Here is a 26,670-nt window from a genome sequence, read left to right on the forward strand (position 1 = left end):
GTCTACGTCGTCATGAGCCCCGGAAGCCACGTCACCAGTGTCGGGACCGCGATCAGCAGGCCAATGACCACGAGGTCGGAGCCGATGAACGGGAGCGCCGACAGGTACACCGTGCCCATCCGCGTCTCCGGCGGCGCGACGCCCTTCATGACGAACAGGTTCAGGCCGAACGGGGGCGTGGTCCCGGCGATCTGGAGGTTGATCAGCATCAGGATCCCGAACCAGATCGGGTTCCACGCCTGCGCCTCGACGATCGGCATGAACAGCGGGATCGTCACCAGCATGATCGACACCTGGTCGAGGAAGGCGCCCAGGAAGAGCACCGCGAGCATCATCAGCAACAGCATCAGCAGCGGCGCCAGCTCTGCGTCGGTCATAGCGCCGATGAGCCCGCGCGTGGCCCCGCTGAAACTGAGCAGCTGACTGTAGAGCACCGAGCCGGCCACGATGAAGAAGATCATCGTGTTCGTCTGGATCGTGCCCACCATCGCCGCGCGGAGGGTCGTGCGGTTCAGCCTGCCGGCGAGCACCACCACCCCGAACGCCGCGAGCGCACCGACGGCCGCGGACTCGGTGGGCGTTGCGATGCCGAAGAAGATGAGCCCGAGCACCAGCAGGATCACGAGCGCGAGCGGCGCGACGTGGCGCAAGAGCCCACGCGCGGTCTCCCGGCGGGACGCGCGGGCGACCTCCTCGTCGCGAGGCGCCCCGCGCAGCGCCACGCTCCAGTAGGCGATCACCACCAGGTAGCCGACCGCCATGAGCAGGCCCGGCACGATCCCCGCGATCAACAGCGGACCCACCGAGACCTGCGCGATCGCGCCCCACAGCACGGCGAGCGCGCTCGGGGGGATGATCATCGCCAGTCCCCCGGAGGCGAGGATCGATCCCATCGACAGCCGCTCGGAGTAGCCGAACCGGTTCATCTCCGGCAGCAGGCTCGAGCCGAACAACGCCGTGTTGGCGAGCGTGGAGCCGGACAGGAGCCCGAAGAGCGCACCGCCCCCGGTCGCCAGGACCGGCAGCCTGCCCGGCACGCGGCCGAGCACCCGGTTCAGGACCTGGAGCGCGTCGTGGGCGACGCCTGCCCGGAACAGGACCTCGCCCATCAGGATGAACAGCGGCACGGGCGTGAGCACGAAGCTGTCGATGCTCTGCACCGCGCTCAACGCGACCTGCTGCAGGCCCGAATCCCAACCCCCGAACATGATGACGGAGGCGACGGTCCCCACCCCGAGCATCGCGAAGGCGATCGGCACCCGCACGAGCAACAGCAGAACCAGCGCGCCGAGGAACAGCAGGAGGAACGCCCACCACTCCACTACGGCCCCCCTCCACTGGTGCGCGGATGGCGAGGGGGCTCAGCCACGGGTCACCCGCCCGGTCCGCACGCGCTGCACGAGCGTGCGCAGGAGCTGGAGGAGCAACAGACCGGTCCCGAGCGGGATGATCGCGGTGATCGGCCAGCGGTCGAGCCGCAGATAGCCCCCGGTGGTGGTCCCTTGGTCGAGGTCGTTGAGAACCAGGGCCGCGGAAGCGTAGAACAGCGCGGCGGTCACGAGGATCTGGATGGTGAGCGCGAGGACGTCGAGTCCACGGATGGCCCGCGGAGACAGGACCATGTCGAGCAGCTCGAGCCGCACGTGGGCGTCCTGACGCGCCACGTAGGCCGTCGCGAGGAACGTCATGAACAACAGCGCCGTGCCGCTCAACTCCAGCACCCACGGCAAGGGGCTGGCGAACACGGCCCGGCCGACGATCCCCGCCACCACACTCAGCATCACGAGCAGCAGGAGGACCCCGGCCAGGGCTTGGCCGGTCCAGACCGCCCCATCGAGCAGATCCGGCCGACCGGAGGACCTGGTTGACCGCCCCGACGGCTCGGCGTTCATGCCAGCCCGCTACTCCCCGTCGCGCGTGACGGTGGCCCCACCGGGGACCGCATCCTCGAAGTCGTCACCGTAGCCCTCCTCGAAGATGTCCCGGATCTCCTCCGCCTGCGGTGTCTGCTCGACGATGCCGTCCCAGTCGATCGCGTCCCAGCCCGGGTCGCCGTACGCGAGCTCCAGGACCTCGGCGGCCTCGTCGTCGGTGAACTCGATGAGCTCGACGCCGCCCTCCTCGCGCCAGGTCTCGACCTCCTCGAGCGCGATGTCCTCGTAGATGTCGACGATCTCCGGCTCCACCTCGGCGGTGATCTCCATCAGCGTGTCCTGGGTCTCGCTGTCGAGCTCGTCCCAGGTGTCGGCGTTCACGACGATGCTCTGCGCGGAGTCGTAGAAGCGGGGCGCGAGCTCGTACTCGACCTGCTCGTACCAGCCGAAGCCACGGGGGCCGACACCGGCCCAGCCGAAGCCGTCGACCGTCCCTCGCTCGAGTGCGGTGTAGATCTCCTCAGCGGGGATGTCGGCACTGGCGCCGCCGAGCCCGGTTACCACGGGTTCTGTCGCGGGTGAGGTTCGAACGGTCAGCCCTTCCAGGTTGGGCGTCTCGATCTGCTCGTCGGTCAGGAAGAGCACCTGCCCGACCCCGGCCATGCTGCGGCCCAGGTACTGGACGTCGAGCGCCTCCCGGTGGATCTCCTCGTAGAGCTCGAAGACGCCGTTCTCTCGCTCCTCGGCGGGCGTGTACGGCGTGTACCGCATCATGTCGGCGAACGGCGCCTGCTGGACGTAGTAGTCGCCCGGCATCGTGCCGGCCTCGAGCGCCCCGGAGCCGATCCCCTCGATCTGCTGGGTCGGGTCCATCACGTCGGGACCACCCGCGTACTCGATCTCCACCCACGGGGCCTGCTCCTCGACCTCCTCGACCCAGTGCCAGAAGCCGTCGTTCAACTCCTCGTCCTCGGGGAACGCGGTGACGAACTCCAGGGTCACGGGGTCCGGATCGGTGTCGTCGTCGTCGGCCGCCTCGACATCCTCCTCGGGTGCCTGGTCAGCCTCGTCCTCGCCGTCGTCCTCGGCACACCCGACCACCACCAAGGCCAGGGCTCCGAGCAGGAATCCCAGCGTGACCGAACGGCTGCGGTTGCTGCGCATCGTCCTCTCCCCTTCTAGCGTGGGTCGTTCCGAGCTTCCTCGGGTCGTGGAGGAGCTGGGCACGTGCCGGCGCACCGTGGCCCGGGCGCCCACGAACGACACTGCGCACTCAGCTCGGATCTGAGCTTGTATCACATGTCACTTGTACGCAAGGGGCCGACGGTGTGACCTTGCCAGGTCGTATGCGACTGTATACAGTCGCCGCCTGGGAGGTAATCGATGACCGAATCCGCCACACTGCCCGCCTCGCTCGCGGAGTGCGAGGACGGGGCCTGCGAGCTCCCGTCCACGTACGACGACGCCGAGGCCGCGCACGAAGCGCTCGCTGACGCCGGCTGGACGGACGGCCACCCCGTCCGCCTGCCCACCGCCCGAGCGGTCCGCCGACTCCTCGACGCCCACGGCCTCGACCCCGACGACGGCATCGGTGGGATCCCGCCCGTGTGGGGCGACGCGACCTACGGACGGATCGCCGCGAACGCCGTCATGGCCGGGTGCCCGGCCGAGACCTTCCCCGCGGTGGTGGCCGCGCTCCGCGCGATGAAGGACGATCGGTTCAACCTCCACGGCGTTCAGTGCACGACCCACGTGGTGGCCCCGCTGCTGCTCGTCAACGGCCCTGCGCGGGACACGATGGGCGTCAACAGCGGCCACAACTGCCTGGGACAGGGAACCCGCGCGAACGCCGCGATCGGACGTGCGGTCCGGCTCGCCATGGTCAACATCGGCGGTGCCGCACCAGGAACCCTGGACAAGGCCACGTTCGGGCATCCCGGCAAGTACGCCTACCTCTTCGGCGAGAACGAGGAGGAGAGCCCCTTTTCCCCGTTCCACACCACACGCGGCTTCGACCCCCAGGAGAGCGCCATCACCGTCTTCCCCGGGGAAGCGCCGCACAACATCAACAACCACGCGGCCGACCCGATGGAACTGCTCGGCGCGATCGCGCACACGATGGCGTCCCTCGGCAACAACAACATGTACGTCTCCGGCGAGGTGATGGTCGTGCTCGGCGTCGACCACGCGGGCCTCGTCGCGGAAGCCGGGTTCAAGCGCCACACCGTGCAGGAGTTCCTGTTCGAGAACGCGCGCCTGCCGGTCGGGCTGCTGCGCACCGGGGGGATGTACGGCCACGACGTGGACCGCAACCTGTGGCCGCGGTGGGTCGACCGCCGCCGGGACGACGCGATGGTGCCGATCGTGCGACGGCCCGACGACATTCACGTGGTCGTCGCCGGTGGCGTGGGGCCGCACTCGCTGTTCATCCCCGGCTGGGGGACCCGCGCCGCCACCGAACCGATCGCCCTGTCGTAGAGGAGCCACCGATGGACCTGAACGCCGCGATCCGCGACTTCCAGCTCGTGCCGCCGGTCGACCCGAAGGTCGTCGAGGGCACCCCGATGGCCGAGCGGTTGGCCTCGCTCGACGGCGCCCGGATCGCGCTGCTCGACAACCGCAAGGGCAACGCGAACGTCCTGCTGGACGCCCTCGGTGGGATCCTGCGCGAGCGACACGGCGTCGCCGACACCCAGCTCACGGAGAAGCCGATCTTCTCGCGTCCGTCGCCGGCCGAGCTGCTGGCGGACCTCGAGGGCTACGATGCCGCGCTGACCGCGATCGGCGATTGAGGCTCGTGCACGTCGTGCAGTTTGCACGACATGTCGGTCCTGGAAGGCCGGGGCGTCCCGACCGTGACCCTGTGCACCAGTCAGTTCGCGTACGAGGCCGCCCAGCAGTGGCAGGCCCTGGGGCACCGGGAGGCGACCGTGGTCGAGGTGCGCCACCCGTTCGGGCACCTGCCGACCGAGGAGGTGCGGGCCGAGGCCGAACGCGTCGTCGGCGAGGTCGTCGCGTGTCTCACCCCCACCGGGGCCACCCGATGAGCGGGCTGCCGCTGGACGGTATCCGGGTCATCGATCTGAGCCGCAACATCGCGGGGCCGTTGTGCACCATGCTGCTCGGCGACCTCGGCGCGGACGTCGTCAAGGTGGAGCGTCCCGGAGGCGGCGACGAGGCCCGCAACCACTCGGACGATCCGGGCACCTCGCCGTACTTCGCGTCGCTGAACCGCAACAAGCGCTCGATCTGCCTCGACCTCAAGGACGGCGGCGACGCCGACAGGCTGGCGCGGCTCCTCACCCACGCCGACGTCTGCGTCGAGAACCTGCGCCCTGGCGCCCTCGCCCGCCTCGGCTTCGACGACGATCGCCTGGCACGGGACTTCCCCGAACTCATCATGTGCCATGTCAGCGGCTTCGGCCGCACCGGCCCCTGGGCCGATGCGGCGGCCTACGACCACATCATCCAGGGCTTCAGCGGCCTGATGAGCCTCACCGGCCCGCCCGGCGAAGGCGGGTACCGCACCAACACCTCGGTGGCGGACGTGGTCACCGGGCTGTTCGCGGCGACGAGCCTCGCCGCCTCGCTGCGAGGACGCCGCCCCGAACAAGGTCCCCAGGGCGAGACGGGCGACGTCATCGACGTCTCGCTGCTCGGCAGCCTCCTCAACGCCCTCTGCTACCAGTCGGCGACCTACCTCTCGACGGGGGTGGCGCCCGAGCCCACCGGCAACGAGCATCCCTACATCGTCCCCTACGGCACGTACCCGACGAACGACGGACACGTGAGCGTCTGCGTCGGCAACAACGCCTTGTTCGCGCGCTTCTGCCGTGCGCTGGGGATCGAGGGCGCGCTCGACGACGAACGCTTCGCGGACAATCACGCCCGCGTGCGCCATCGGGACGAGCTCAACGCCCTCGTCCGGCCCGCGCTCGCCCTGCGCACGAGCGACGAGTGGCTCGCGGCGTTCGCGGCCGAGGGGATCCCCAGCGGCCCCATCCACACGCTGCCGGAAGCGCTCGACCACCCGCAGGTCGCCGCCCTCGACCTCGTCCACGAGGTCGACAACGGCGTCGGCGGGCGCTACGCCCACCTCCGCGCCCCCTTCTCGTCTCCCCGCCTCGGCGGGATGATCCGACGGAGGCCGCCCCTCGTGGGCGAGCACACCGCGGAGGTCCTGGCCGAGGTCGGCGAGCCGACCACCCCGACGGTCGCCGACCGCGCTCGACCATGAGCGGCCAGCGAGCCACCGTCCGCGGCTCGGGGGCCCGCGAGGCCTACGAGGGTCTTCGCACGGCCATCCTCGCCGGACGTCTCGCTGCGGGCTCGGCACTGGTCGAGGACTCGCTCGCCGCGCGGTTCGGGGTCAGCCGGACGCCGGTGCGCGAGGCACTGCGGCGTCTCGAGCAGGACGGCCTCGTGCAGCGCGCCCCCCACGGCGGCCTCGAGGTCCGCCGCTACTCCGCCGACGAGCTCGACGAGGTGTACGAGATCCGACAGCTGCTCGAGGGGTACGCCGCGCGCCGAGCGGCGGAGGCCCGGCGCAGCAGCGACCTCGCCCGTATCGACACCGCCCACGAGCAGATGGCCGCACTGCGCGACGAGGCGGACGGCGCCACCCGCATCGCCGCGAACGAACGGTTCCACCGCGCCATCTGGGACGCGGCGCGCAAACCCACCCTGCGGCAGAGCATCGAGCGCCTCCACCTGCACTCGGTGCACCACACCACCCTCGCCGACCCCGAGCGGTGGGCAGCGGCGCTGCGTGAGCACGCCGCCGTCCGGGACGCGATCGCCGAGCGTGATCCCGAAGCCGCAGCGGAGGCCATGAGCGGGCATCTCGCCACCGGCCGTGAGGTCGCGGTCCGCCACGCGCTCGACGAGGGCTGACCCCGGCCGCGGAGCGTGGGATCAGGTCGTCACCGCGTCGGGGTGCAGCACCAGGCAGAAGGGGTGGCCCGCGGGGTCGAGGTAGACGCGGAAGCTCTCACCCGGCTGCACCTCGGTCTTGCGGGCGCCCAGGGCGAGGACCTGCTCCTCGCCAGCGTCGAGGTCGCGCACCTCGAAGTCGAGGTGGGCTTGCTGCGACCGGTCCGAGCTCGGCCACACCGGCGGCTGATGGTCCGGGGCCTCCTGGAACGCGAGCGTGGCGCCCGCGTCACTGCGCAACTGGACCCAGTCCCCCGCGTCCTCGTCGAGTTCCCACCCGGTGATCGCGGCGTAGAAGTCGGCCAGGGCCCGCGGGTCCGGACAGTCGAACGCGACCAGCTGCAGGCGGGCGATGCCGTTCGTGGAGGTCATGCGCAACTCCGTTCGTTCGGCCAACGGATGGTCGGGATCAAGCCGCGTGCGGGCGGCTCGCCGCACACTGCCCGGGAACCCGGACAACTGTTGTCCGCGGACGAGGCGCAGACCGTGCAGGGATCGAGGCGGTGGGGTCGGGTCAGCTCCGCGCCGAGGCCCGCCAGAGGTCGATGCCGCCCTCGGTGGCGTGCTCGTCGATCGCTTCGAGCTCGTCCTCGGTGAGGGCGAGGTGCTCGAGCGCCGCGAGGTTCTCGTCGAGTTGGCGCACGCTGCTCGCGCCCAGCAGGGCCGAGGTGACGCGTTCGTCGCGCAGCACCCAGGCGATCGCGAGCTGTGCCAACGACTGCCCGCGGTCACGGGCGATCGCGTCGAGCGCCCGGATGCGCGCCAGGTTGTCGTCGGTGAGCAGCTCGGGTGACAGCGTGCCGTCGCGGGCCGCGCGGGAGCCCTCGGGGATGCCGCCCAGGTACTTGCCGGTCAGCATCCCCTGCGCCAGCGGACTGAACGCGATCATCCCGACGCCGAGCTCCCCGAGCACGTCGAGCAACTCGTCCTCGACCCAGCGGTTCAGCATCGAGTACGAGGGCTGGTGGATGAGCAGCGGCGTGCCGAGGTCGCGCAGGATCGCCTCCGCCTGACGGGTGCGCTCCGCCGAGTACGACGAGATCCCGGCGTACAGGGCCTTGCCCTGGCGCACCGCGGTGTCCAGCGCCCCCATCGTCTCCTCGAGGGGCGTGTGCGGGTCCACGCGGTGGGAGTAGAAGATGTCGACGTACTCGAGCCCCATGCGGGCGAGGCTCTGATCGAGGCTCGCGAGCAGGTACTTGCGCGAGCCCCAGTCGCCGTACGGGCCCGGCCACATGTCGTACCCCGCCTTGGTCGACACGACGATCTCGTCTCGGTATCCGGCCAGATCGGTGGCGAGGATCCTGCCCAAGTTCTCCTCCGCCGCGCCCGGAGGTGGCCCGTAGTTGTTGGCGAGGTCGAAGTGGGTGACGCCGCGATCGAAGGCCCGGCGAACGATCGCCCGTTGGGTCTCGAGCGGTCGGTCGTCGCCGAAGTTCTGCCACAGGCCGAGGGTGACCGCGGGCAGCTTGAGGCCGCTGCGCCCACACCGGCGGTAGGTCATCTCCTCGTAGCGTTCGGGGTGCGGCTGGTAGCTCATGGCGACTCCTCGGGTTCGGACCGGCCCGACCCGGCGAGCATCCTCTCGGCGGCGAGCTCGGGCGGGAAGTGGCCGTAGCGCAGCAGCTCGTCGTGGAACGCCCGCAGCCCACCGCCGTGGCGGGCCCGCCAGGCCGCGCGGAGCTCGCGGATCTGCTCGGCGCCGTAGAGGTAGGTGAACGGCTGGTCGGGGGTGAACGTGTAGCGGTCGACCTCGCCCGCGGCGGTGGAGCGCGCGAGGTCGGCCTCGTGCGCCAGGCGGTCGACGGCCTCCTCCGGGGACATCGCCCCGGTCTGCAGCCCCATGTCGACACAGATCCGCACCGCCCGCAGCTTGGTCATCGCGAGCTGGGCGAGGCGCGCCGCGTCGTCGTAGGCACCGACCTCGGCCATCAGCTCCTCGCAGTACAGGCCCCACCCCTCGGTCATCAGCGTCGACACGCGCATCCGGCGAGCAATGCCCGGGTTGCGTCCCACCGCGGTCAGCTGGAGATGGTGGCCGGGATAGCCCTCGTGGGCCGAGACCGACTGGATCGTGGCGAAGTTGTGGTCGGTCAAGCCTCCGTCGTCACCCGGCGGTGTCACCCAGAATCGGCCGGCACCGGCGAGCTCGTCGAAGGCTCCGGGCGCGAGGTAGGCGGCGTAGCTCAGCATCGGCCGCAGGAACTCGGGGGTGGCCTCGACCGTGAGCGGCACGCCCGGATCGGTGACCACCCCGGCCTCGGCGCAGCGCGCGGTCATGCGCTCGGCGGCCTCGCGGTAGGCCGGCAGCAATCCCTCGTGGTCGGGCCGGTGCTGCTTGGCCTCGTGCAGCGCCGCTCGCCAGTCGCCCTGCGGCGCGAGCTCGGCCATCGCCTCGTCGGTGCGGGCGCAGAGCGCCTCGCCGCGGGCCGCGACAGCCGCCGGTGACTCGTCGAGCAGATGGTGGTCGGCCAGCAACCGGCCGAGCGCCTCCTCGCCGAGAGGGAAGTGACCGCGGGCCTGCGGTGCGAGCTCGTCGGTGAGCCACGCCCCGAACGCGGCCAAGGCGTCGGCCGCGGCGTCAGCGTCGTCCGGGCGGTGGTGGGGACGCGCAACTGGGGCTCCTCGGGGTCGGATCGGCCCGAGCCTACCCACGCAGCGATCACACGCGAGAGGCCTGCGGCCGCCGCCCTAGTATCCACTGGAACGTCGCCACACCCTGGGGCTCCTCGATGGTGACGATCTCCTCGCGGGTGACGTCGAGACCCGCACCGGCCACTCGCGCGCGGTTCGTGGCCACGTCGTGACTGGAGAACACCATCGGCACGCCGAGCCACTCGCCCTCGTCGTCGACCTGCCCTGCCCCGAACGAGGCGAGCAGCCGGCCTCCCGGACGCAACCATCCCGCCATCCGTCTCAGCGCGTCGCCCTCCTCCTCGCGGGGAAGGTGGTGCAGCGTGTACAGCGCGACAACCGCGTCGAACTCCTCACGGGGCAGCTCCACCGCCGCGAGATCACCGGCGATGAAGTGTGCGTTGGGGACGTTGCGGCGTGCCTGGGCAATCTGTCCGGGCGCGATGTCGACCCCGACGACTTCGAACCGCTCCGCGAGCCGCCGCGTCCAGGGCAGGCCGTCGTTGCAGCCCAGATCGACGACCTGGGCCCCGGTGGCGAGCCGGCAGGCGAGCTCATCGAGCAGCCGCTCGCGTGGGTCGCCAACGATCCGCGTGCTCCACTCACGGTACGCGTCCGCAAGCGCGTCGTAGCCACGACCGACGATGGCCTTGCGCCGGTCCATCTCAATCACGGCCGACCTGGTCGGCGGACCGTCGCCACTCGTCGATCGACGTCGCCGCCGGAACCGCACGCAGGAAGGCTGCCTGAACGTGCTCCTGCCGGGCCTCGCTCAGCGTCTCGATGAGCGCCCGGTCACCGTCGAGCGTGATCGTGCCCGACCGCCAGCTCGCGCCGTGGACGTGCGTCCGGCCGAGCCAGGTGCCCGGCTCGGCCTCCTCGAAGTGGGCGCTCAGCGCCTCCCCGGCCGCCGCCGGCTCCGGCACGCGGTACGTCGCGCGGCAACGGATCATCGGGTCCCCGTCGACCGTGACGGGTGCCGATGTCACCAGCGACCCGACCCAGAGAGCGAGGTCGAGCGCATCGGGGTCGCTCGCCAGCACCGAGGCCGCCCGGCTGCGCTCGTCGGACGGGACCCGCACCACGCCGCGGCCGACGAGGTGGCCGTTGCCGGTGTCCAGAAGCCGCGCGCAGGCGGCCTCGTCACCCGTCGGCGCCGGCTCGTCGAACGACCATAGGGCGTCGAACTCCTCGCCGCTCTGCGCATCGCGCAGCACCGCCTTCCCGTCCGCGGGACCAGCGACGGGGTCGATCAGTCGGCGAGGACTGTCGAGCCAGCGCCGGGCGAGGTCGCGCTCGTCGAGCGGAAGGAACTCGCCGCGGCGCGCGAGGAAGCGCTCCAGCAACCCGCCCTCGAACAGCGCGAGCTCGGCGACGAGCGAGCCGCGCACGGCGCTCATCAGCCGTGAGGAGTCCGCGGCATCACCCGCGCACGCCTCGGCCAGCGGGATCCCGGACGGGCGCTGCCGCGGCCGCTGGGCGAACTCGGCGGCCTTGTCGAGCAGCCAGGCCGCGCGACGCTCCAGCGGTGGTGACCCGCCGCCCCCGCAGCACTTCTTGAACTTCCGCCCCGAGCCGCACGGGCACGGCTCGTTCCGACCGGCGGCGCGGCGCGGCGCCGGGGCGGCCCACGCGGTGACCCGCACCAGTTGCGCGTCGTCGTCGCGCACCCCGCCGTCACGGAGGAGCCGGGCCGCCCGTGCCGCGTGGCCACGGTCCTCGGCGTGCCACGCGGCGTCCAGCAACGCGGGCCCGTAGGTCCCGGCGGCGGTGAGCGCCGCCTCGACGTGGCCCTCCGCCTCGGCGTCCCGACCGTCGTGCTCGGCGCAGCGTGCCCGCAGGAACGCGCACGCGGCCGCGCCGGTACGCGTCGTGTGCGGTGCCACCACGGCGGCCAGCGCGTCCAGGGACTCCACGTCCCCGCGACCCGACCCCAGGATGTCGTCGACGACGGCGGGAGCGACCTCCGGCTCGGCCAGCTGCGCGCCGAGGCGCACGAGGGACCGGTCCTCCAGCGCCCCGACGCCGTGGACGCGCACGGTCTCGATCGCACCGCGCACCTCGTGCCACGCCGCGAGCCGCTCCTCGTCGAGTCCGTGCACCTCGCGGGCGATGAGCTCGCGCTCGTCGGGGTGGTCCTCCCCGTACAGCGCGTCCTGGTACCCACGGAGGTCGGAGCGGTCGTCCCAGTCCCAGTCGCCATCGAGATCGACGCCAGCGGCATCGCAGAGCTCCCCGAGCGGGGGCTGCGGGCGGTCGAGCAGGTCCGGGTCGGCGCCGACGGCCTCGAGCAGCAGCTCGGGGAGGTCGAGCGGCCCCCCAGCGACGTTGCTGGCCCCCAGGGCGACGTAGGTCTCGGCCAGCCGCTCGACGGTGTCCTCGCCCCGCGCGGTGTCGAGGTCGGCCTCGGCGACCGTCTCGACCGCGAGCCGACCATCGGTGAGGCGGAGCGCGACGAGGTCGCCGGGCTCGGCGTCGCCCAGCCAGCCCGCAGGGCCCACCAGACCGACGGTGAAGCTTGTCTCGCCGTCGTGGCGGTAGCGCACGCCGACCGTCCCACCCTCCTCGAGCGGCAGGTCCTCGCGGTCCACCCACCTGAAGTGGGGCAGATCCGGGTCGAGTGCCAGCGCCTCGTGGCCCACCTCCTCGTCGGTGAGGCGGTGCGTGGCCACGACCCGCCCGAAGAGCGCGGACAGCTCGACGACGCGCCCGTCCCGCAGGGGCAGCGTGCCGCCCGAGGGCTCCTCGCCCGCCTCGCCCTCGGGATCGTCGTCGGTGAGGTCGCGCGGGCGCACCCAGCCGCGGGCGCGCGCGTAACGGGGCTGGTGGGTGTCCGGGTCGTCGAAGTCGCTGTCCCAGGCTCGACAGGCGGCCCGTGGCAGCAGCCAGGCCCCGAGCTCGGTGAGGCGGCGCTCCTCGTCGAGGACCCCGACCAGCTGCCACAGGGGCACGACGAGCTCGAAGCCATAGGCCAGCAGATCGAAGTCGCCATCGGCGGCGGGGCCACCGTCGGCGAGGGCGCGCTCGGCCAGCGCGGACGCGTCAGCGTCGGCGCCGGGGCCCTCCAACAGCAGGTGCGAGATGGTCGACAGCCAGTCGGCGAACTCGATCGCCATGACCGCGGAGTCCTCCTCGGGGTCGCCGCCCGGGTCGCCCTGTAGTTCGATCGTGGCCGCGACGAGGCGCACCAGTGTGGGCTCGTCGGCCTCCTGGAGGTCGGCACGGTCGAGTTCGGCGGCCGCGAGACCCCAGGCAAGGGCCGGGTCACCCCGCTCGGCCGCGGCGGCCAGGCGCTCCCGTGCCCCCTCGATACCTGACCGCGGCGCCGGCACGCCGCGAGCCTCGGGGAAGTGGCGCCGAAGGACCCCGGCCGCCCGCGCGTGCGCGAGCGCCCACTGCTCGTCGAGGAAGTCGGCCTCGTCCTCGAGCGTGGGAAGCGCCTCCGACGCCCCCGGTGGGTCGGAGGCCTCGCCCGGATGGTCGCTGCCCATGGTTCCTCCTTCGTTCACGGTCCACCGCGTCGCGATGGCGGGACTGGTCCGCACGCCGCTGCCCGCCCCCGTCACGACTCGGAGCGTATCGGGCCGAAAGGTTCGCGCCTCCCGCGAATCGTTCGTGAGCGGGGACGGCTGCGCCTGCCGAGAAGCGCCCCGGAGGGTAGGGATGGGACGATGACCCCCACGTCCCCGCCACGCCGGGTGGGCGCCCACGTCCCCGCCGCCTCCGCCGCTCGGCAGGTGCGGCTGCAGGACGCGGACGTCGCGCAGGTGTTCCTGGCCTCGCCCCGCGCCTGGCGGCCTCCCGCCGACGATGCGCACCCGCACCTGCGTGACCTCCCGGTGCCGGTGGTCGCCCACGCCTCGTACCTGTGCAACCCCGCGAGCGGTGACCCCGAGGTGCGCCGCAAGACGCGCGAGGTCGTCGTCGCGAGCCTGCGAACCGCGGACGCGCTCGCGCTCGACGGCGTCGTGGTCCACGGGGGGCACGTTACTGCCGGTGCAGCCGACGAGGTCGGCTCGCGAGGGTGGACCGAGTTGCTGCGAGCGGTCGCCGACGTCAGGACGCGCACGCCGCTGCTCATCGAGAACACCGGCAACGGCGATCGGGCGATGGCCCGCACGCTCGAGCAACTCGCACACCTGTGGGGGCTCGTCGACGCGAGCGACGTGCCGGTCGGCTTCTGCCTGGACACGTGTCACACCTTCGCCGGCGATCCGGCGTTCATCCACGATCCGGAGTCGTGGCTGCGCGGTCTGCTCGACATCGTGGGAACGGTGCAGCTCGTGCACGTCAACGGCTCCGCGGCCCCCGCCGGCTCGCGACAGGACCGGCACGCGAACCTCGCCGCACCCGCGAACCTGCTCCCCGACGAGCTCATCGCCGTCCAGCTCGCGGCCGCCGACGGCGCGCCGGCGGTGGTGGAGACCCCCGGTGACGCCCGGGCGCGCGCCGACGACATCGCGTACGTCCGCGACCTCGAGGCCCGGTTCGGGCTCGCCGACCCCAGAGGTGTCCACAGCGGCACGGCCCACGACCGGGTCACCCGGGAGTGACGCGGTCGTCGTCGGTGATCGCCCGCACCACACGGGCGGGCGTCCCGGCAGCCACGACCCCGCCGGGCAGGTCCCCGGTCACGACCGCGCCGGCCCCGACGACCGTGTCCTCCCCGATGCGCGCGCCGGGGCACACGATCACGCCTCCTCCGAGCCAGACGTTGTCCTCGAGCGTGATCGGCTCGCCGTACTCCCACCCCTGCCGTCGAGCGACCGGGTCGACCGGGTGGGTGGCGGTGAGCAGCTGCACCCGAGGCGCGATCTGGCAGGAGGCGCCGATCGTGATCGGCGCCTCGTCGAGCAGGACGCAGTCGTAGTTCACGAACGTGCCGGCACCGACACTGATGGGGAACCCGTAGTCGCAGCGCAGCGTCGGCAGGATCTCGGAGCCCTCACCGAGATGGCCGACCAGCTCACGCAACGCCGCGGCGCGCTCCCCGTGCGCGTCGTGCGCCGCACGGTTGAAGCGATCGAGCAGCGCCTGGGCGCGCGCCCGGTCGTCCGCGAGCTCCCGATCGTCGGCGAGGTAGAGCTCCCCGTTCAGCATCCGCTGCTTCATCTCGCTCACGCTTGCTCCTCGCTCGCACCCAACCGGGCCTGCACCCGTTTCGAGGGGATGCCGACGACGCCGTGGAGCAGGTCGTCCACCATCGTCTCGAGCGGCGGCCACGGGAACTGGGTGCGCAGGGAGGTCAACGTCGCGAGCCCGTGGAGCGAGGCCCAGACCAGTGCGGCCGTCGCTCGGGCGTCGTCGACGCCGCTGACGCCGGCTTCCTGACACGCGCGGATGCCGCCGACGAGGCTGTCGAAAGCGACCGAGGCGACCTCCTCGGTGGTGACGAGCTGGGTGTCGCGCCGGACGCGGAACAACACGGCGTAGCCACCGGGGTTCTCGCGCGCCCAGTCGAGGTACGCGAGGCAGCCGGCGCGGAGGGCGGCGGCCGCCTCGCCTCGGTCCGCGGGGTCGGCCACGGCATGCTCGATGGCCGCACCGAGGGCCGCGAACCGGCGGCCGACGACCGCCTTGACGAGCTCCTGCTTGTTCGCGAAGTGCAGGTAGAGCGCCGGCGGGGTGACCCCGACCCGGTCCACGATCGCCCGGATCGTGACCTGCCGCTCGTCGTCGCGCTCGGCGAGCAGCGACTCGGCCGCGTCGAGGAGCTCCTCGCGGAGCTCGTCACCGTGGCCGCGCGCTCGACGTTCCCGATTCACCGTTGCCCTCTCGGCTATCGACCGTTAACCTAGCCATCGCTCACTTAACAATCGATAACCCTAACAGACACCGGAGAGGGAGGCACGAGCGATGAGTACGACGCGAGTGGACAAGCCGTCGGGGCCGGAAGCGCACGGGCGATGGGTCCGGCTTCCGGTCCGCCCCGTGTGGGCGCTGCGGCTGGGGTGGCTGCTGGGATGGTTCTTCGCGGGGGCAGGGGTGATGCGCCTGTTGCCGGTGCCCTTCGATGTCGCGATGTTCGCGGACTGGGGGCTGTCGATGGGGTTCCGGACGCTGGTGGGCACCGCCGAACTCGCGGTCGGGGCGCTCGCGCTGTGGCCCCGCACCCGACCGGTGGGCCTGATCGGGATCGGTGTCGTGATGGTCTCTGCCGGCACGGTCCACGCGGTGCTCGGGCACTCACCCATCGTGGCGATGGTGCTGAACGGCTCCCTGGCCGCCGCCGCGTTCGGGACCGCGTGGGCGCTGCGCGCCGAGATCCTACGATGACCGGATCCGCTGTGGCGCCCTGATCAGGGTGCCTCGGCGCGGCCGCCGATGCGATCAAGGCGGCACGTGCTGCCGCACGGGACCGTCAGGACGCGGTGACGCGAGCCGCGGACATCCCGTCATCCAGGGGGGGTCGAATCTGGGGCGGTGGATCCCGACCCGGTGCTCTACGCTGCCAGCGTGGAGCTGGTGGAGCGGGAGGGGGCACTGGCCGCCCTTGGGACGTGGCTGGGGGAGGCCAGCACCGGCGTGGGCCGGCTGGTGCTGGTGGCCGGTGAGGCGGGGATCGGCAAGACCTCGCTGGTCCGGGCGTTCTGCGACGACCGTGACGACGCGGCCCGGGTGTGGTGGGGCTCCTGCGACGCGCTGAGCACACCACGGCCGTTGGGCCCGTTGTACGACATCGCCCGGACGGCGCACGGGGAACTGGCGTCGTTGATGGCCAGTGGTGCGTCCCGCCACGAGCGGTTCTCGGGGTTCCTGGAGGCGTTGTCGTGGCCCTTGCAGCCGACGATCGCGGTGTTCGAGGACGTCCATTGGGCGGATGACGCGACCCGGGACCTGTTGGTGTTCGTGGCGCGGCGCCTGACTGGTGTGAACGCGTTGGTGGTCGCGACCTACCGGGACGACGAGGTCGGCAGCGACCATCCGCTCCGGCAGGTGCTCGGCAGCGTGGCGACGCTCGCTGCGGCCAGGCGCCTGGCCCTGCCACGGTTGTCGCCGTCCGCGGTGACCGGTCTCGCCACGGAACGCAACGCCGACGGCCAACAGGTCTACCGGGTGACGGGCGGCAACCCGTTCTTCGTCACCGAGGTGCTGGCGGGCGATACGGAGCAGGTGCCCGACACCGTCACCGACGCGGTGCTGGCTCGTGCGGGTCGGCTCTCACCATCGGCGCGTTCGCTGTTGGAGGTGGCCGCGGTCGTCCCGGATCGAGTCGACCCCGAGCTGGTGTACACGGTCGCGACCGGTGGCACCGAGGCGATCGAGGCGTGTGTTCAGGCCGGCCTGCTGCTCACGACGGGACGGTCGCTGAGGTTCCGCCACGAGCTGGCCCGGCTCGCGGTCGAGCGGTCGATCTCGGTCCCGCGGCGGCTCTCGCTCCATGCGGCCGTACTGGGCCACCTCACCGAGCAGCCGGGAGCGGACCCCGCTCGCTTGGCTTACCACGCCGAGCAGGCCGGGGACCGCGACGCGGTCCTCGCCCATGCGCCGGTGGCGGGTGAGCGGGCGAGCCGGCTCGGCGCTCATCGTGAGGCTGCGGCCCACTACGAGCGGGCGGTCGCCCACGCCGAGGGGATCGAGCCTCGCGTCCGGGCGGAGCTTTTCGAACACCACGCCGACGAGTGCACGGCGATCGACGAGGAAGCCGCCGCCCTGCGCTCCTACGACGGGGCCGTGACGGCCTGGCGCGAGGTCGGGGATCACGAGCGGGCCGCGACCGTCCTCGCTCGCCGGGCGTACGCGCTCTGGGGCGTGGGGCGCAACGGGGAGGCCCGGACGTCGGTCGAGGAAGCCATCACGCTGTTGGAGTCCCGGCCACCGGGCCTGGCGCTGGCGACGGCCTACACCTACAGCGCGCACCTCCACATGCTGGCTCGCGAGATCCCTCGAGCCATCGAGTTGGGGCAGCGGGCCGTGGGCATCGCCGAGGACCACCACGACATCGCGCTGCTCGGACGGGCACTCAACATCGTAGGAGCCGCACAGTGGTTCGTGGACCCCGACCAGGCGGAGCGGACGCTCGCGCGGGCGCTCGAGGCCGCACACCGGTCGGGCGACGACACCATCGTCGGCGTCGTCATGCGCATGCTGGGTTCCGGCAGCGGCGAGGTGCGGCGCTACGAGGTCGCCGACCACTGGCTCCGCGAGGGGATCCGATGGTGCGCGACGCACGACCTGGACATCCACGGGGACTACTGCCTGGCATGGCTCGCCCGCACGTGTCTCGAACTGGGACGGTGGACCGAAGCGGACCGCCTGGCCACCGACGCCGCGAACCGTCCGAGCCAGCACGCACCCACACGTATCGTGGCGTTGACCACCCTCGGTCGCCTGCGCGTCCGCCGTGGTGACACCGACGCGGACGAGCCCCTGACCGAGGCCTGGGACCTCGCCCGCGCGACCGGCGACCTCCAGCGGTTGTGGCCTGTAGCCGCTGGCCGTGCGGAGGCGGCGTGGCTGGCTGGGCGCCCGGACGACATCGTCGGGCTGGTCGCGGACACCTTCGAGCTCGCCGTCCGACTCAAGCAGGCGTGGCCGGTCGGGGAACTGGGGTTCTGGCTGTGGTGCGCGGGCGAGCTACGGGCCCCGCCGGAACACGCCGCGGGGCCCTTCGCGTTGCAGATCGCCGGAGACTGGCGCGCAGCGGCAGCCGCGTGGGAGCAGATCGGGTGCCCTTACGAAGTGGCGGCCGCGTTGGCCGATGGGGACGACCCAGACGTGTTGCGGCGGGCGTTCACGATCCTCGGCGGGTTGGGAGCGGCACCGTTGGCCGACCGGGTGGCGGCCAGGTTGCGTGGGTTGGGAGTGCACGATCTGCCTCGGCGTCCATCCCGGGCGACGGTGGGCAACCCCGAGGGCTTGACGGGTCGGCAGCTGGAGGTGCTCGGTCAGCTCGGTGAAGGACGGACCAACGCCGAGATCGCGGCGGCGCTGCACATCTCCCCCAAGACGGTGGGCCACCACGTGTCGGCGATCCTGGACAAGCTCGGGGTGGCCGACCGTCGGGAGGCCGACCGCCTCGCCCGCGACCGCGGCCTCATCGGATCCTAAAGGACCGCGATCGTCGACAGATGGCCCCCATCGGGCGCCCCCTTCAGCCCAGGACGCGCAGCAGCTCGCACATATAGGGCGATCCCAGGGCGCATGTAGGGCACGGCACCCGATGCGCGGCGGGCCTGTTCCGGCGGAAGCTGGTCCCCGGGCGTCGGATTCGCCGGCGCCACGCGACCATCGGTCGGCCACAGCACCGACCGCCGAGACAGGAGGCGGACATGCCCACGTACCTCATCGAACGCAGCATCCCTGGCGCGAGCGAACTCGGCCAAGATCAGCTGCGCGACATCGCGATCACATCGAACAAGGTCGTCGCCGACCTCGGCGTTCCCTACACCTGGATCCGCAGCTACGTCGCCGGAGACAAGATCTACTGCGTCCACGAGACCGAGGCGGTCGAGACGATCCGCGAGCACGCCCGCTGCGGCGGCTTCCCCGCCGACCTCGTCGTCGAGGTGGTCGCCGAGATCGGTCCCCACACCGCCGACGGATGAGCACTCTCACCAACGACAGCCGGCCGGGGGGCCTCGTTCTGCAACGAGCAAGCGAAGTCGCTTCGGCCTGTTGCGAGCCCAACCCGAAGCCCAGAAGCGCTCACCGCGATCAAGCGTCCTCGGTGTCGCGGTGTCCACGCAGGCCAGGAGCAGGGTTCACCGCGCGGGAGCGGGCCTTCTCGACGTACATGTCCTGATCCGCGGCGTTGAGGAGTTGGTCAGGGGTCCGAGCGGTTCCGCCGTCGACGGCGATCCCGAGACTGGCGCTCACGACGAACTCTATGTGCGCGAGGTGGATCGGCTCGGCGAGACGGCGCCGCAGGCCCCGCCGCACGATCCTCGGTGGCTGTTCGTGAGGCCCCCGGCAGGACCATCACGAACTCGTCCCCGCTGATGCGCGCCGCGCCGTCGTTCCGCGGCCCCTCACCACAACAGGCCGTGCTCCATGGCGAACAGGCCCGCCGCGGCGCGGGTCGACACGCCGATCTTCGCATAGGCGTGCTGCACGTGGTGCTCGGCGGTGCGTGGCGAGATCACCAGGCGCTCCGCGACCTCCCGGTTCGACAGGCCGCGCGCGACCAGGCGCAGCACCTCCACCTCGCGGTCCGACAGACCGGCCGGCCTCCGATCGCGCCAGGATCCGCTCGCTGTGGTCCTGGGGGTCGGGCCGGCGGGCCTCGGCTTCGTCGCCACCGGGCTCGGCCGCCCCGGGACCTTCCTCGCCGGCGGTGCCGTGGCCACGCTCGGCCTCGTGATGGTGATGAGCACGCGACTGGACGTCCCGGCCGACGATGCCTCGTCCGTCGGGAGGTCGCGCTCGTAGGCCGCGAGAAGCCCCTGCTGGCAGACGCTCACGCACTCCCGGGCGTCAGCCACGTCGAGAGGGTGTCGCCAGTGCAAGCGTCTCGTCCTCATCCATCGTGGCTCGCAGTCCTTCGCCGCGCGGTAGAGCTCATCGTCGAGGCGGATCGTGGTGCGCATAGCATCAGCATGAAGCACCTTGATGCCGACCTGATGGCTGGCCTGGTCAAGCGGGGACCGCGGGCGGTGCCCACCGAGCACCGACCCGACGAGCCCTGCTCAGGAGGGCGGCCGGTCTGCGATCCTCTCGGCATGGTCGACGAGACGCGCGAGCACGGGGTGCGGCAGGCCGCGTTCGCGCGCCTCGACCAGCTCATCGCCCAGCACCCCGACGCCGTGCCCGCCGCGCGGCTGCTCGAGGGGTTCGAGTGGCAGGGGCGACGCTTCACCCTGATGGGCCAGGGGCCGGGGATCTGGAAGCCACGCGGCCTCGACGCCGCGCTGTCGATTCTCACCGCACCGCCGAAGCCGGGTGAGCCGCCGCCGTACGACGACGACTGGCTCGACGAGACGCAGCTGCGCTACGCCTACCGCGGCACCGATCCATCCATGTGGCAGAACGCGGCCCTGCGCCTCGCGTACGAGCACCAGCTGCCGATCGTCTACCTCTACGGCGTCGCCAAGAGTCGCTACCTGCCGGTCTACCCCGCATTCGTCGGTCGGGACCGCCCAGCCGAGCTAGCCGTGGACGTCGTGTTCCAGGCCGGGGATGAGGACCGAGGCGTCGCTATGGAGATCGACGGTCGCGCGTACGTCACACGGCCGACGCGCCAGCGGCTGCATCAGCACGGCTTCCGGGTACGCGTGTTGGAGGCGTACCGTCGGCGGTGCGCCATGTGCGCGCTACGACGCGGTCCGCTGCTGGACGCCGCGCACATCGTGCCCCACAGCGAGCCGGAAGGCCTTGCCGTCACCGCCAACGGTTTGTCGCTGTGCAAGCTGCATCACGCGGCCTATGACCAGTGGCTGCTGGGGGTGCGACCGGGTGACCTGCGGATCGAGGTCACTCGGGACGTCCTCGACGAAATCGACGGGCCGATGCTGCGCCACGGACTGCAGGACCTCGACGGCGAGTCCTTGCGCGTACTGCCGCGTCGGCCGGTCGATCGTCCCAGCGACGAACGCCTCGCGTGGCGCCACGAGCGCTTCCGCCAGCACGGCGGGCCGATGCGATGAGCCGGGCACGGTCCTGGACGCTCGACGAGGTGGCGGCCGCCGGCCGGGAGAACCTGGACGCCGGTCACGTGGCGCGCTACGACGCGAAGGAGGACGCCGACGCCGAGGCTGAGGTCAGCGTCCTGCGCGGCGTCGGCTTCGGCGAGCACTCCGAGGTCGTCGACCTCGGGGCGGGGACCGGTCAGTTCACGGTCGCTGCCGCGGCGGTCTGCGCACGCGTGGTCGCCGTGGACGTGTCCCCGGTGATGATCGCGCACCTCACCGACAAGACGACCGCCGCCGGCCTCGCGAACGTCGAGGTCGTGCAGGCCGGCTTCCTCACCTACGAGCACGGCTCGCGCCCCGCTGACCTCGTCTACTCGCGGTTCGCCCTGCACCACCTGCCCGACTTCTGGAAGGCCGTCGCCCTGCACCGCGTCCACCGCATGCTGCGACCGGGCGGGGTGCTGCGCTTGTGGGACGTCGTCTACGACTTCGACGTCGCCGAGGCCGAGGAGCGCCTCGAGGCGTGGTGCGCGACCGGGGCGGACACCGTCGAAGGAGCGTGGAGCCGCACCGAGATCGAGGAGCACATCCGAGACGAGCACTCCACCTTCACCTGGCTGCTCGAGCCCATGATCGAGCGGTGCGGCTTCGCGATCGACGAGGCGGAGTCCTCGCCCGACGGCTTCTTCGCGAAGTACCTCGCGCGGGCGCGGTGACCCTCACGTCCGACCGCCGGGGGCGCCCGCGTCGCTGCCGTCCGGCACGACGAGCGGCCCGTACCACTCGACCGTGCCCTGCTCGGCCTGGCGCGCGGTGAGCGCCGCCGCAGCGGCGTCCCGGAGATCCTGATTGGTCGCCGACTCGGCGCCTTGCAGATCGAGCCCGGCGGCCAGCTGAGCCAGGGCCGCCCGGCTCCACTGCGCCCGCGACCGAGGGCCCCGGGGCCCGTGCCATCGCGTCCAGGAGGCGGTCGGGAAGCACTCGATCACGGGAACTCCGCGAGTTCGGAGTGCGGCCCAGAGCTCGAGGCCGTGCTCGATCCACTCGTAGTAGCGATCCGCCCGCGCGGCCGCCACGGCCGCACTCGGGGTGAAGCGAATCCCGCAGATGCCTGCGCGCGCGAAGCTCCGCTCGCATGCCCTCGACACCTCCTCGGGCGGTGCCCAGGCCGCGGGAGCGTCGATGGCCACCCACGCGGGCCGTGCGGCCTGCGCGAAATCGGCGAGATCGGAGACCACGCGGGGGCCGCGGACGGACGCGAACGCGAGGCGCCCGCTGGGGTGAAGCTCGGCGACGTGGAAGCCCTTCCGTCGGCCGCCAACGTCGATTCCGAGCCACCGGGGTTCGCGTTCCTCGCTCGACACGCGCCCCCTTGTACCGCACGCGACTGGTCGGTGGGTTCGTAGCGCGCTATCCGGAGTGGCATCCGAGTCTGGCACGGGATCGGGCGCCGGATCAGGCGCGGGATCGGGGTGACCAAGAATCGCCGTACGGTTACCCGCGCATGCGCGGGTAACCGTGCTGTGCGACCAACGCACATGCCTTCGTGGCGCCTGCTGAGGAAAGGGTCCGCCAGGGCCGGGGGATCCGTGAGAGGCGCAGCTCGGCTCCCTGCGGGAGCTAGCGAACGGGCTCCGCGTCGACGTCGAGCGTGTACGCCGCCGCGAGCTCGACATAGCGGTCGTGCATCACCGCCAGGTCGGTCCGCGCGTGCGCGGGCGACGGTCGGGGGGTGCCGGCCTCGCGGCCGTCGCGGTAGATCAGCCCGGCGGGCAGCTGACCGTCCTCCCGCAGCCGCACGCTGCGGGCGAACGCGCCCGCGCGGTCGCGGGGGTCGTAGTCCGCCTCGGCCTCCAGGTCCACCAGGGCGTGCTCCCACTCGGGGTAGGCGTCCCGGTAGGTGATGCACGGCGAGATCACCTCGAGGAACGCGAACCCCCGCTGCTCCCGTGTGTAGGTCAGCGCCTCGACGGTGAGCCGCTCGAGCTGCTCGTACCAGCCGCTGTAGCCGCGGGCGATGAACCCGGTCGCGCCGACCGACAGCCCGAGGGCGACCGCGTCGAGCGAGGCCTCGGTGTGGCTCTCGTACGCCACCGGCGGGTCGTGGGTCGGGGAGTGCTGCCCCTTGGTGAGCCCGTAGGTCTCGTTGTTCATCACGATGTAGAGCAGGCTCACGTCGCGCCGGAACGCGTGGGCGAGGTGGCCGAGGCCGATCGCGTAGCCGTCCCCGTCCCCGCCCGCACCGATCACGGTGAGCGACGGGTTCGACAGCGCCACCCCGGTCGCGGCGGGCAGCACCCGGCCGTGCAGGGCGTGGTAGCCGTACGTGCCGACGTTGTTCTGCACCGTGCCCGAGCAGCCGATCCCCGCGAGGATCACTACCTCGTGCGGCGGCAGATCGAGCCGGGCGAGCGCGCTCTCGATCGCGCCCTGCACCGCGAAATGGCCGCACCCCGCGCACCAGATTGGCGCGGCCGGCCGGTAGGTGAGCGGCAGCTGTTGCGTCGCCATCAGCGTGCCTCCCGAGCGAGGATGCGATCGACGAGCTCGCCGGGTCGGAAGGGCACGCCGTCGTAGCGCAGCACGCCGCGCAGCCGCGGCCCCGCGGAGGTCGCGGCGGCGAGCACGTCGCGGTACTGCCCGGTCGCGTTGTGCTCGACGACGTAGACCCGCTCGCAGCGCTCGACGAACGCGGTCGTGTCGTCGGTGACCGGCGAGAGAGTGCGGGGCTGTAGGCACCGGACCGCATGACCCCGGTCGGCCAGCCGTTCGGCGGCCTCGGCGATCACCCCGGTCTGCATCCCGAAGCCGACGAGCCCGACCGGCGCGGCCTCGTCGCCCCACGTCCGCCCGGACGGCAGGTGCGGGCGCACCGCGTCGAGCTTGCGGGCGCGCTTGTCGACCATCGCTTCCCGGTTGCGCGGCTTGGTGGTCACCAGGCCCCACTCGTCGCGCTCGTTGCCGGTGACCAGGCTCTGTCCGCCGGGCACCCCGAACACCGCGTACGGCGAGACGCCGTCCTCGGTCCGCAGGTAGCGGCGGTACTCACCGGCCTCGGCGAGCTCGCCGTCGGTGAGCACCCGGTGGCGGTCGATGCGGACCCCGTCGAGGTCGAGCGGGACGACGTCGGTCTGATCCTGGGAGACGACCTGGTCGAGGGCGAGATAGACCGGGCCCTGGAGACGGTCGGCGAGGTTCACCGCGAGCACGCCGAGCTCGAACGCGTCGACCGGGTCACCGGGAGCGAGCACGACCCGTGGGAAGTCCCCGGACGCGCCGTTGACCATCATCCCGACGTCGGACTGCTCGGGCTTGGTCGGCATTCCCGTCGACGGGCCCGCCCGTTGCGAGTCGACGATGACCACCGGGATCTCGGCCGAGCCGGCGTGGGCCACGCCCTCCTGCATGAGCGCCGCGCCGGGCCCGCTCGTGGCGGTCATCGCCCGCGTCCCGGTCATCGCGGCGCCGAGCGCCATGTTGACCGCGGCGAGCTCGTCCTCGGCCTGCAGCGCGACGCCGTCGAACTGCGGCAGCCACTTGGTGAGCGTCTCGAGGATCTCCGAGGCCGGCGTGATCGGGTAGCCGGCGAAGAACCGGCCGCCGGCCGCGACGAACCCCAGCGACAGCGCCTCGTTGCCGGAGATGAACATCCGCTGGCCGCGCTGGCCCGAGGCGATCTCCCAGGTCGCGCCGTCGGCGAGCGGGGCGAGCTCCTCGGCGTGGGCGAGGCCTTGGGTCATCGCCTCGACGTTCGCGTCCACCACCGCCGAGGGCAGCCGCGCGAGCCCGCGGCGCAGCGCGGCCTCGAGCTCCGTGGAGCCGATCCCGGCGACGTGGCCGACCAGCCCGAACGCGAGGCTGTTCTTGTACAGCTCGCGGCGCAGCTCACGGACCGCGAGCCGCCCGGAGGGGAGTTCGAGCACGGTGGCGCCGTCGGGGACCGCGACCTCGGGGAACGGGTCGTGGGAGGGGTCGTAGAGCACGACCGCGTCGTCGGCGAGGTACGGGGCACCCTCGGTGACGGCCTCGGCGTCGAAGGCGATGAGCAGGTCGAAGTGGTCGCCGAGGCAGCGCCGGTCGGCGGTCGAGGCGCGCAGGAACGCGGCGGCGTGCCCGCCCTTGATCCGCGACTCGACGTTGCGGGCCTGGTAGAGGTGCAGGCCGCGCCGCCCGAAGAGGTCGGCCAGCAGGTTGACGAGGTTCAGCGACCCGTCGCCGCCCTGCCCGGCGACCATCACCGTGAGGTCGTCGACCTGCCGCGCGGTTGCTGTGGACGTGCTCATCCCGACTCCCCCGCGCTGCCGGCGTCCGCCTCGGCCGGCGCGCCGGGCCCCTTGGTGTAGAAGGTCTTCGGGTCGACCCACCCGAGCTCCTCGCGCTCGGCGAGCGTCGGCATCTTCGCCGGCAGCGGGCGGTTGCGCTTCTTCTCGGCCGAGAGCTTGTGCAGCAACTCCTCGCCGCGCGGCTCGTCCTCGAGCGGGCGGGTCTCGAGCCAGCCGTCGTCGATCGCGGCCTGCAGCGACCGGTGCCCGGCCTCGGTGCGCACGAGCGTGTACGTCCAGCCGTCGAGGCCGATGCCGCCCGCGCCGATGTCGGCCTGCTCCCCCGAGTAGTCGAGACAGTACAGGCAGGCAGGCCGCGCCCACTGGCGGTACTGCTTGAGGCTGGTGACAACCTTCTCGCCGTCGTCGAGCCGGACGACGACCTTGCCCTTGATGTTGATGTTGTCGATCCGCTCGGGTTCGACCTCGATCATCTCGCCGAGGCGCTGGATCGACTCGTGGGTGAAGGCCTCCGAGCAGAACAGCCCGATCGTGAGCGCGACGTTGCGGCGGTACCAGGTGCTCATCGCCGAGCGGATGCTGCTGTTCTGCTGCAGCCGGATCCCGTCGATCTGGCAGGGCACGCCGACCGCGGCGACCGGGCGCACGTCGCGCTGCATCGCCTCCTCGAAGGCCAGCGTGTTCGGGGAGTAGGTGTAGCGCGAGGCCGAGCAGGTCAGCACGTCCTCGGCCGTGGTCGCGAGCTTGTGTCGGCCGATCTGGTTGTTCTCGGGCAGCGTGTCCCCGACGATCGCGCCCTGCCACGCGCCCCGCTCGAGCCCGTGGATCAGCAGCGTCGAGACCAGGCCGCCGTCCTGGGCGCCCTCGAGGATCTCCGGCCTCGTGGCCCGCGTGTACAGCGCGTAGGAGTACGGCCCGTAGCCCTCGTCGACGCAGTCGTCGCGGTAGTCCACGAGATCGGGCGCGTCCTTGTCGGGCGGGCGCAGCACCGGGCACACCTCGGTGCAGAGCACGCACCACACGCACGCGCCGGTACGCGTGTCGACGGGGCGTTCGTCGATGTAGTCGAACACGTCCACGGGGCAGACCGTGACGCATGCCGCGCAGCCGATGCACCGCCCCGCGTGCACGACCTCGTCCATGAGGAGATCCACCGCACGGAAGCCGCCGCGGTTCAGCTCGGACCGCCAGGCGTAGGCCCACTCGTTCGGGTCGTCGGCCTCCTCGAGCAGCTGGTGGTAGCGCTCGCGCACCTGCTCGAGACGTGAACTCGCCGCACCGCTCATGGCTCCGCGCTCCCGAGGGTCGGGATGGCCACCCTGGTGTCCGACATCGTAGTGGTTCGGACACGCGAGCGGTGAATCCGAGCACTCAGGA

At 72.1% G+C, this 26,670-nt stretch carries 27 protein-coding genes; 11 read left to right on the top strand and 16 right to left on the bottom strand.

Features of this window, described 5'->3' with window-relative positions; genetic code table 11:
• Positions 1-2: 2 nt before the first annotated feature.
• The 3 genes from ER308_RS10245 to dctP are packed head-to-tail and all read right to left on the bottom strand — an operon-like array spanning position 3 to position 3,038.
• Complete coding sequence (locus ER308_RS10245) at positions 3-1,322, bottom strand: TRAP transporter large permease (protein WP_131154898.1); 1,320 nt, start codon at positions 1,320-1,322, stop codon at positions 3-5.
• A 39-nt stretch (positions 1,323-1,361) separates the two neighbouring features.
• The gene (locus ER308_RS10250) at positions 1,362-1,892 is read right to left on the bottom strand and encodes a TRAP transporter small permease (protein ID WP_131154899.1); all 531 of its coding nucleotides are present in this window, start codon (positions 1,890-1,892) and stop codon (positions 1,362-1,364) included.
• Positions 1,893-1,901: 9 nt separating this feature from the next.
• The gene (gene dctP, locus ER308_RS10255) at positions 1,902-3,038 is read right to left on the bottom strand and encodes a TRAP transporter substrate-binding protein DctP (protein ID WP_131154900.1); all 1,137 of its coding nucleotides are present in this window, start codon (positions 3,036-3,038) and stop codon (positions 1,902-1,904) included.
• Positions 3,039-3,257: 219 nt separating this feature from the next.
• Between dctP and ER308_RS10260 the strand changes: the two genes are divergently transcribed.
• The 4 genes from ER308_RS10260 to ER308_RS10280 are packed head-to-tail and all read left to right on the top strand — an operon-like array spanning position 3,258 to position 6,767.
• Complete coding sequence (locus ER308_RS10260) at positions 3,258-4,352, top strand: hypothetical protein (RefSeq protein ID WP_131154901.1); 1,095 nt, start codon at positions 3,258-3,260, stop codon at positions 4,350-4,352.
• Between the two features lie 11 nt (positions 4,353-4,363).
• Positions 4,364-4,921, top strand: a complete 558-nt coding sequence (locus ER308_RS23195; RefSeq protein ID WP_420826229.1) for a UGSC family (seleno)protein — start codon at positions 4,364-4,366, stop codon at positions 4,919-4,921.
• Positions 4,918-6,111 (top strand): CaiB/BaiF CoA transferase family protein, encoded by a 1,194-nt coding sequence (locus ER308_RS10275; protein WP_131154904.1) that lies wholly within the window; start codon positions 4,918-4,920, stop codon positions 6,109-6,111. The genes ER308_RS23195 and ER308_RS10275 overlap by 4 nt, the downstream gene beginning before the upstream one ends.
• Positions 6,108-6,767: a GntR family transcriptional regulator gene (locus tag ER308_RS10280; protein ID WP_131154905.1), complete on the top strand. Its 660-nt coding sequence runs from the start codon at positions 6,108-6,110 to the stop codon at positions 6,765-6,767. The genes ER308_RS10275 and ER308_RS10280 overlap by 4 nt, the downstream gene beginning before the upstream one ends.
• 21 nt (positions 6,768-6,788) lie before the next feature.
• Here ER308_RS10280 and ER308_RS10285 read toward each other — a convergent pair whose 3' ends face one another.
• The 5 genes from ER308_RS10285 to ER308_RS10305 form a co-directional block, all read right to left on the bottom strand.
• A complete protein-coding gene (locus ER308_RS10285; protein ID WP_131154906.1) occupies positions 6,789-7,178 on the bottom strand; it encodes a VOC family protein in 390 nt (129 codons plus the stop codon).
• A gap of 142 nt (positions 7,179-7,320) precedes the next feature.
• Complete coding sequence (gene mgrA, locus ER308_RS10290; protein WP_131154907.1) at positions 7,321-8,346, bottom strand: L-glyceraldehyde 3-phosphate reductase; 1,026 nt, start codon at positions 8,344-8,346, stop codon at positions 7,321-7,323.
• A complete protein-coding gene (locus ER308_RS10295; RefSeq protein ID WP_131154908.1) occupies positions 8,343-9,461 on the bottom strand; it encodes a DUF885 domain-containing protein in 1,119 nt (372 codons plus the stop codon). The genes mgrA and ER308_RS10295 overlap by 4 nt, the downstream gene beginning before the upstream one ends.
• A 7-nt stretch (positions 9,462-9,468) precedes the next feature.
• On the bottom strand, positions 9,469-10,104 hold the full coding sequence (locus tag ER308_RS10300; protein WP_131156982.1) for a class I SAM-dependent methyltransferase: 636 nt from the start codon (positions 10,102-10,104) through the stop codon (positions 9,469-9,471).
• A gap of 1 nt (position 10,105) precedes the next feature.
• The gene (locus ER308_RS10305; protein WP_131154909.1) at positions 10,106-12,931 is read right to left on the bottom strand and encodes an SEC-C domain-containing protein; all 2,826 of its coding nucleotides are present in this window, start codon (positions 12,929-12,931) and stop codon (positions 10,106-10,108) included.
• Positions 12,932-13,111: 180 nt separating this feature from the next.
• Between ER308_RS10305 and ER308_RS10310 the strand changes: the two genes are divergently transcribed.
• A complete protein-coding gene (locus tag ER308_RS10310; protein WP_165491977.1) occupies positions 13,112-13,993 on the top strand; it encodes a TIM barrel protein in 882 nt (293 codons plus the stop codon).
• On the opposite strand, the gene ER308_RS10315 is transcribed toward ER308_RS10310, so the two are convergent.
• On the bottom strand, positions 13,980-14,561 hold the full coding sequence (locus ER308_RS10315) for a sugar O-acetyltransferase (RefSeq protein WP_131154911.1): 582 nt from the start codon (positions 14,559-14,561) through the stop codon (positions 13,980-13,982). The genes ER308_RS10310 and ER308_RS10315 overlap by 14 nt on opposite strands.
• Positions 14,558-15,205 carry a TetR/AcrR family transcriptional regulator gene (locus ER308_RS10320; RefSeq protein ID WP_131154912.1) on the bottom strand — a complete coding sequence of 216 codons (648 nt, stop codon included), beginning with the start codon at positions 15,203-15,205 and terminating at the stop codon, positions 14,558-14,560. Before ER308_RS10320 ends, ER308_RS10315 begins: the two co-directional genes overlap by 4 nt.
• A 91-nt stretch (positions 15,206-15,296) precedes the next feature.
• On the opposite strand from ER308_RS10320, the gene ER308_RS10325 reads away from it, so the two are divergent.
• From ER308_RS10325 to ER308_RS10335, 3 genes are all read left to right on the top strand, one after another.
• Positions 15,297-15,716: a DoxX family protein gene (locus ER308_RS10325; RefSeq protein WP_131154913.1), complete on the top strand. Its 420-nt coding sequence runs from the start codon at positions 15,297-15,299 to the stop codon at positions 15,714-15,716.
• A 147-nt stretch (positions 15,717-15,863) separates the two neighbouring features.
• Positions 15,864-18,491: an ATP-binding protein gene (locus ER308_RS10330; protein ID WP_131154914.1), complete on the top strand. Its 2,628-nt coding sequence runs from the start codon at positions 15,864-15,866 to the stop codon at positions 18,489-18,491.
• A gap of 221 nt (positions 18,492-18,712) precedes the next feature.
• Complete coding sequence (locus ER308_RS10335; protein WP_131154915.1) at positions 18,713-18,988, top strand: DUF4242 domain-containing protein; 276 nt, start codon at positions 18,713-18,715, stop codon at positions 18,986-18,988.
• Between the two features lie 109 nt (positions 18,989-19,097).
• Here the strand turns inward: ER308_RS10335 and ER308_RS10340 are convergent, their stop codons facing one another.
• Together ER308_RS10340 and ER308_RS22785 are read right to left on the bottom strand one after the other, a co-directional pair.
• Positions 19,098-19,322, bottom strand: coding sequence for a diguanylate cyclase domain-containing protein (locus ER308_RS10340; RefSeq protein WP_165491978.1), 225 nt, complete (start codon positions 19,320-19,322; stop codon positions 19,098-19,100).
• Positions 19,323-19,411: 89 nt separating this feature from the next.
• Complete coding sequence (locus tag ER308_RS22785) at positions 19,412-19,681, bottom strand: response regulator transcription factor (RefSeq protein ID WP_276319893.1); 270 nt, start codon at positions 19,679-19,681, stop codon at positions 19,412-19,414.
• Between ER308_RS22785 and ER308_RS22375 the strand changes: the two genes are divergently transcribed.
• From ER308_RS22375 to ER308_RS10355, 3 genes are all read left to right on the top strand, one after another.
• A complete protein-coding gene (locus ER308_RS22375) occupies positions 19,638-19,811 on the top strand; it encodes a hypothetical protein (RefSeq protein WP_165491679.1) in 174 nt (57 codons plus the stop codon). The two genes, ER308_RS22785 and ER308_RS22375, sit on opposite strands and share 44 nt — an antisense overlap.
• Positions 19,812-20,101: 290 nt before the next feature.
• Entirely contained in the window at positions 20,102-21,025 is a 924-nt protein-coding gene (locus ER308_RS10350) for an HNH endonuclease (protein ID WP_131154917.1), read from the top strand.
• The gene (locus ER308_RS10355) at positions 21,022-21,726 is read left to right on the top strand and encodes a class I SAM-dependent methyltransferase (RefSeq protein WP_131154918.1); all 705 of its coding nucleotides are present in this window, start codon (positions 21,022-21,024) and stop codon (positions 21,724-21,726) included. The genes ER308_RS10350 and ER308_RS10355 overlap by 4 nt, the downstream gene beginning before the upstream one ends.
• Positions 21,727-21,729: 3 nt before the next feature.
• Here the strand turns inward: ER308_RS10355 and ER308_RS10360 are convergent, their stop codons facing one another.
• The 4 genes from ER308_RS10360 to ER308_RS10375 all read right to left on the bottom strand — a co-directional run bounded on the left by ER308_RS10360 (position 21,730) and on the right by ER308_RS10375 (position 26,579).
• Positions 21,730-22,374, bottom strand: a complete 645-nt coding sequence (locus ER308_RS10360; protein ID WP_165491979.1) for a DUF429 domain-containing protein — start codon at positions 22,372-22,374, stop codon at positions 21,730-21,732.
• 256 nt (positions 22,375-22,630) lie between these two features.
• Positions 22,631-23,521 carry a thiamine pyrophosphate-dependent enzyme gene (locus ER308_RS10365; RefSeq protein WP_131154920.1) on the bottom strand — a complete coding sequence of 297 codons (891 nt, stop codon included), beginning with the start codon at positions 23,519-23,521 and terminating at the stop codon, positions 22,631-22,633.
• Complete coding sequence (locus ER308_RS10370; protein ID WP_131154921.1) at positions 23,521-25,293, bottom strand: 2-oxoacid:acceptor oxidoreductase subunit alpha; 1,773 nt, start codon at positions 25,291-25,293, stop codon at positions 23,521-23,523. The genes ER308_RS10365 and ER308_RS10370 overlap by 1 nt, the downstream gene beginning before the upstream one ends.
• A complete protein-coding gene (locus tag ER308_RS10375; RefSeq protein ID WP_131154922.1) occupies positions 25,290-26,579 on the bottom strand; it encodes a Coenzyme F420 hydrogenase/dehydrogenase, beta subunit C-terminal domain in 1,290 nt (429 codons plus the stop codon). The genes ER308_RS10370 and ER308_RS10375 overlap by 4 nt, the downstream gene beginning before the upstream one ends.
• Between the last annotated feature and the right edge of the window lie 91 nt (positions 26,580-26,670).

The sequence above is a fragment of the Egibacter rhizosphaerae genome (assembly GCF_004322855.1).
GTDB lineage: Bacteria > Actinomycetota > Nitriliruptoria > Euzebyales > Egibacteraceae > Egibacter > Egibacter rhizosphaerae.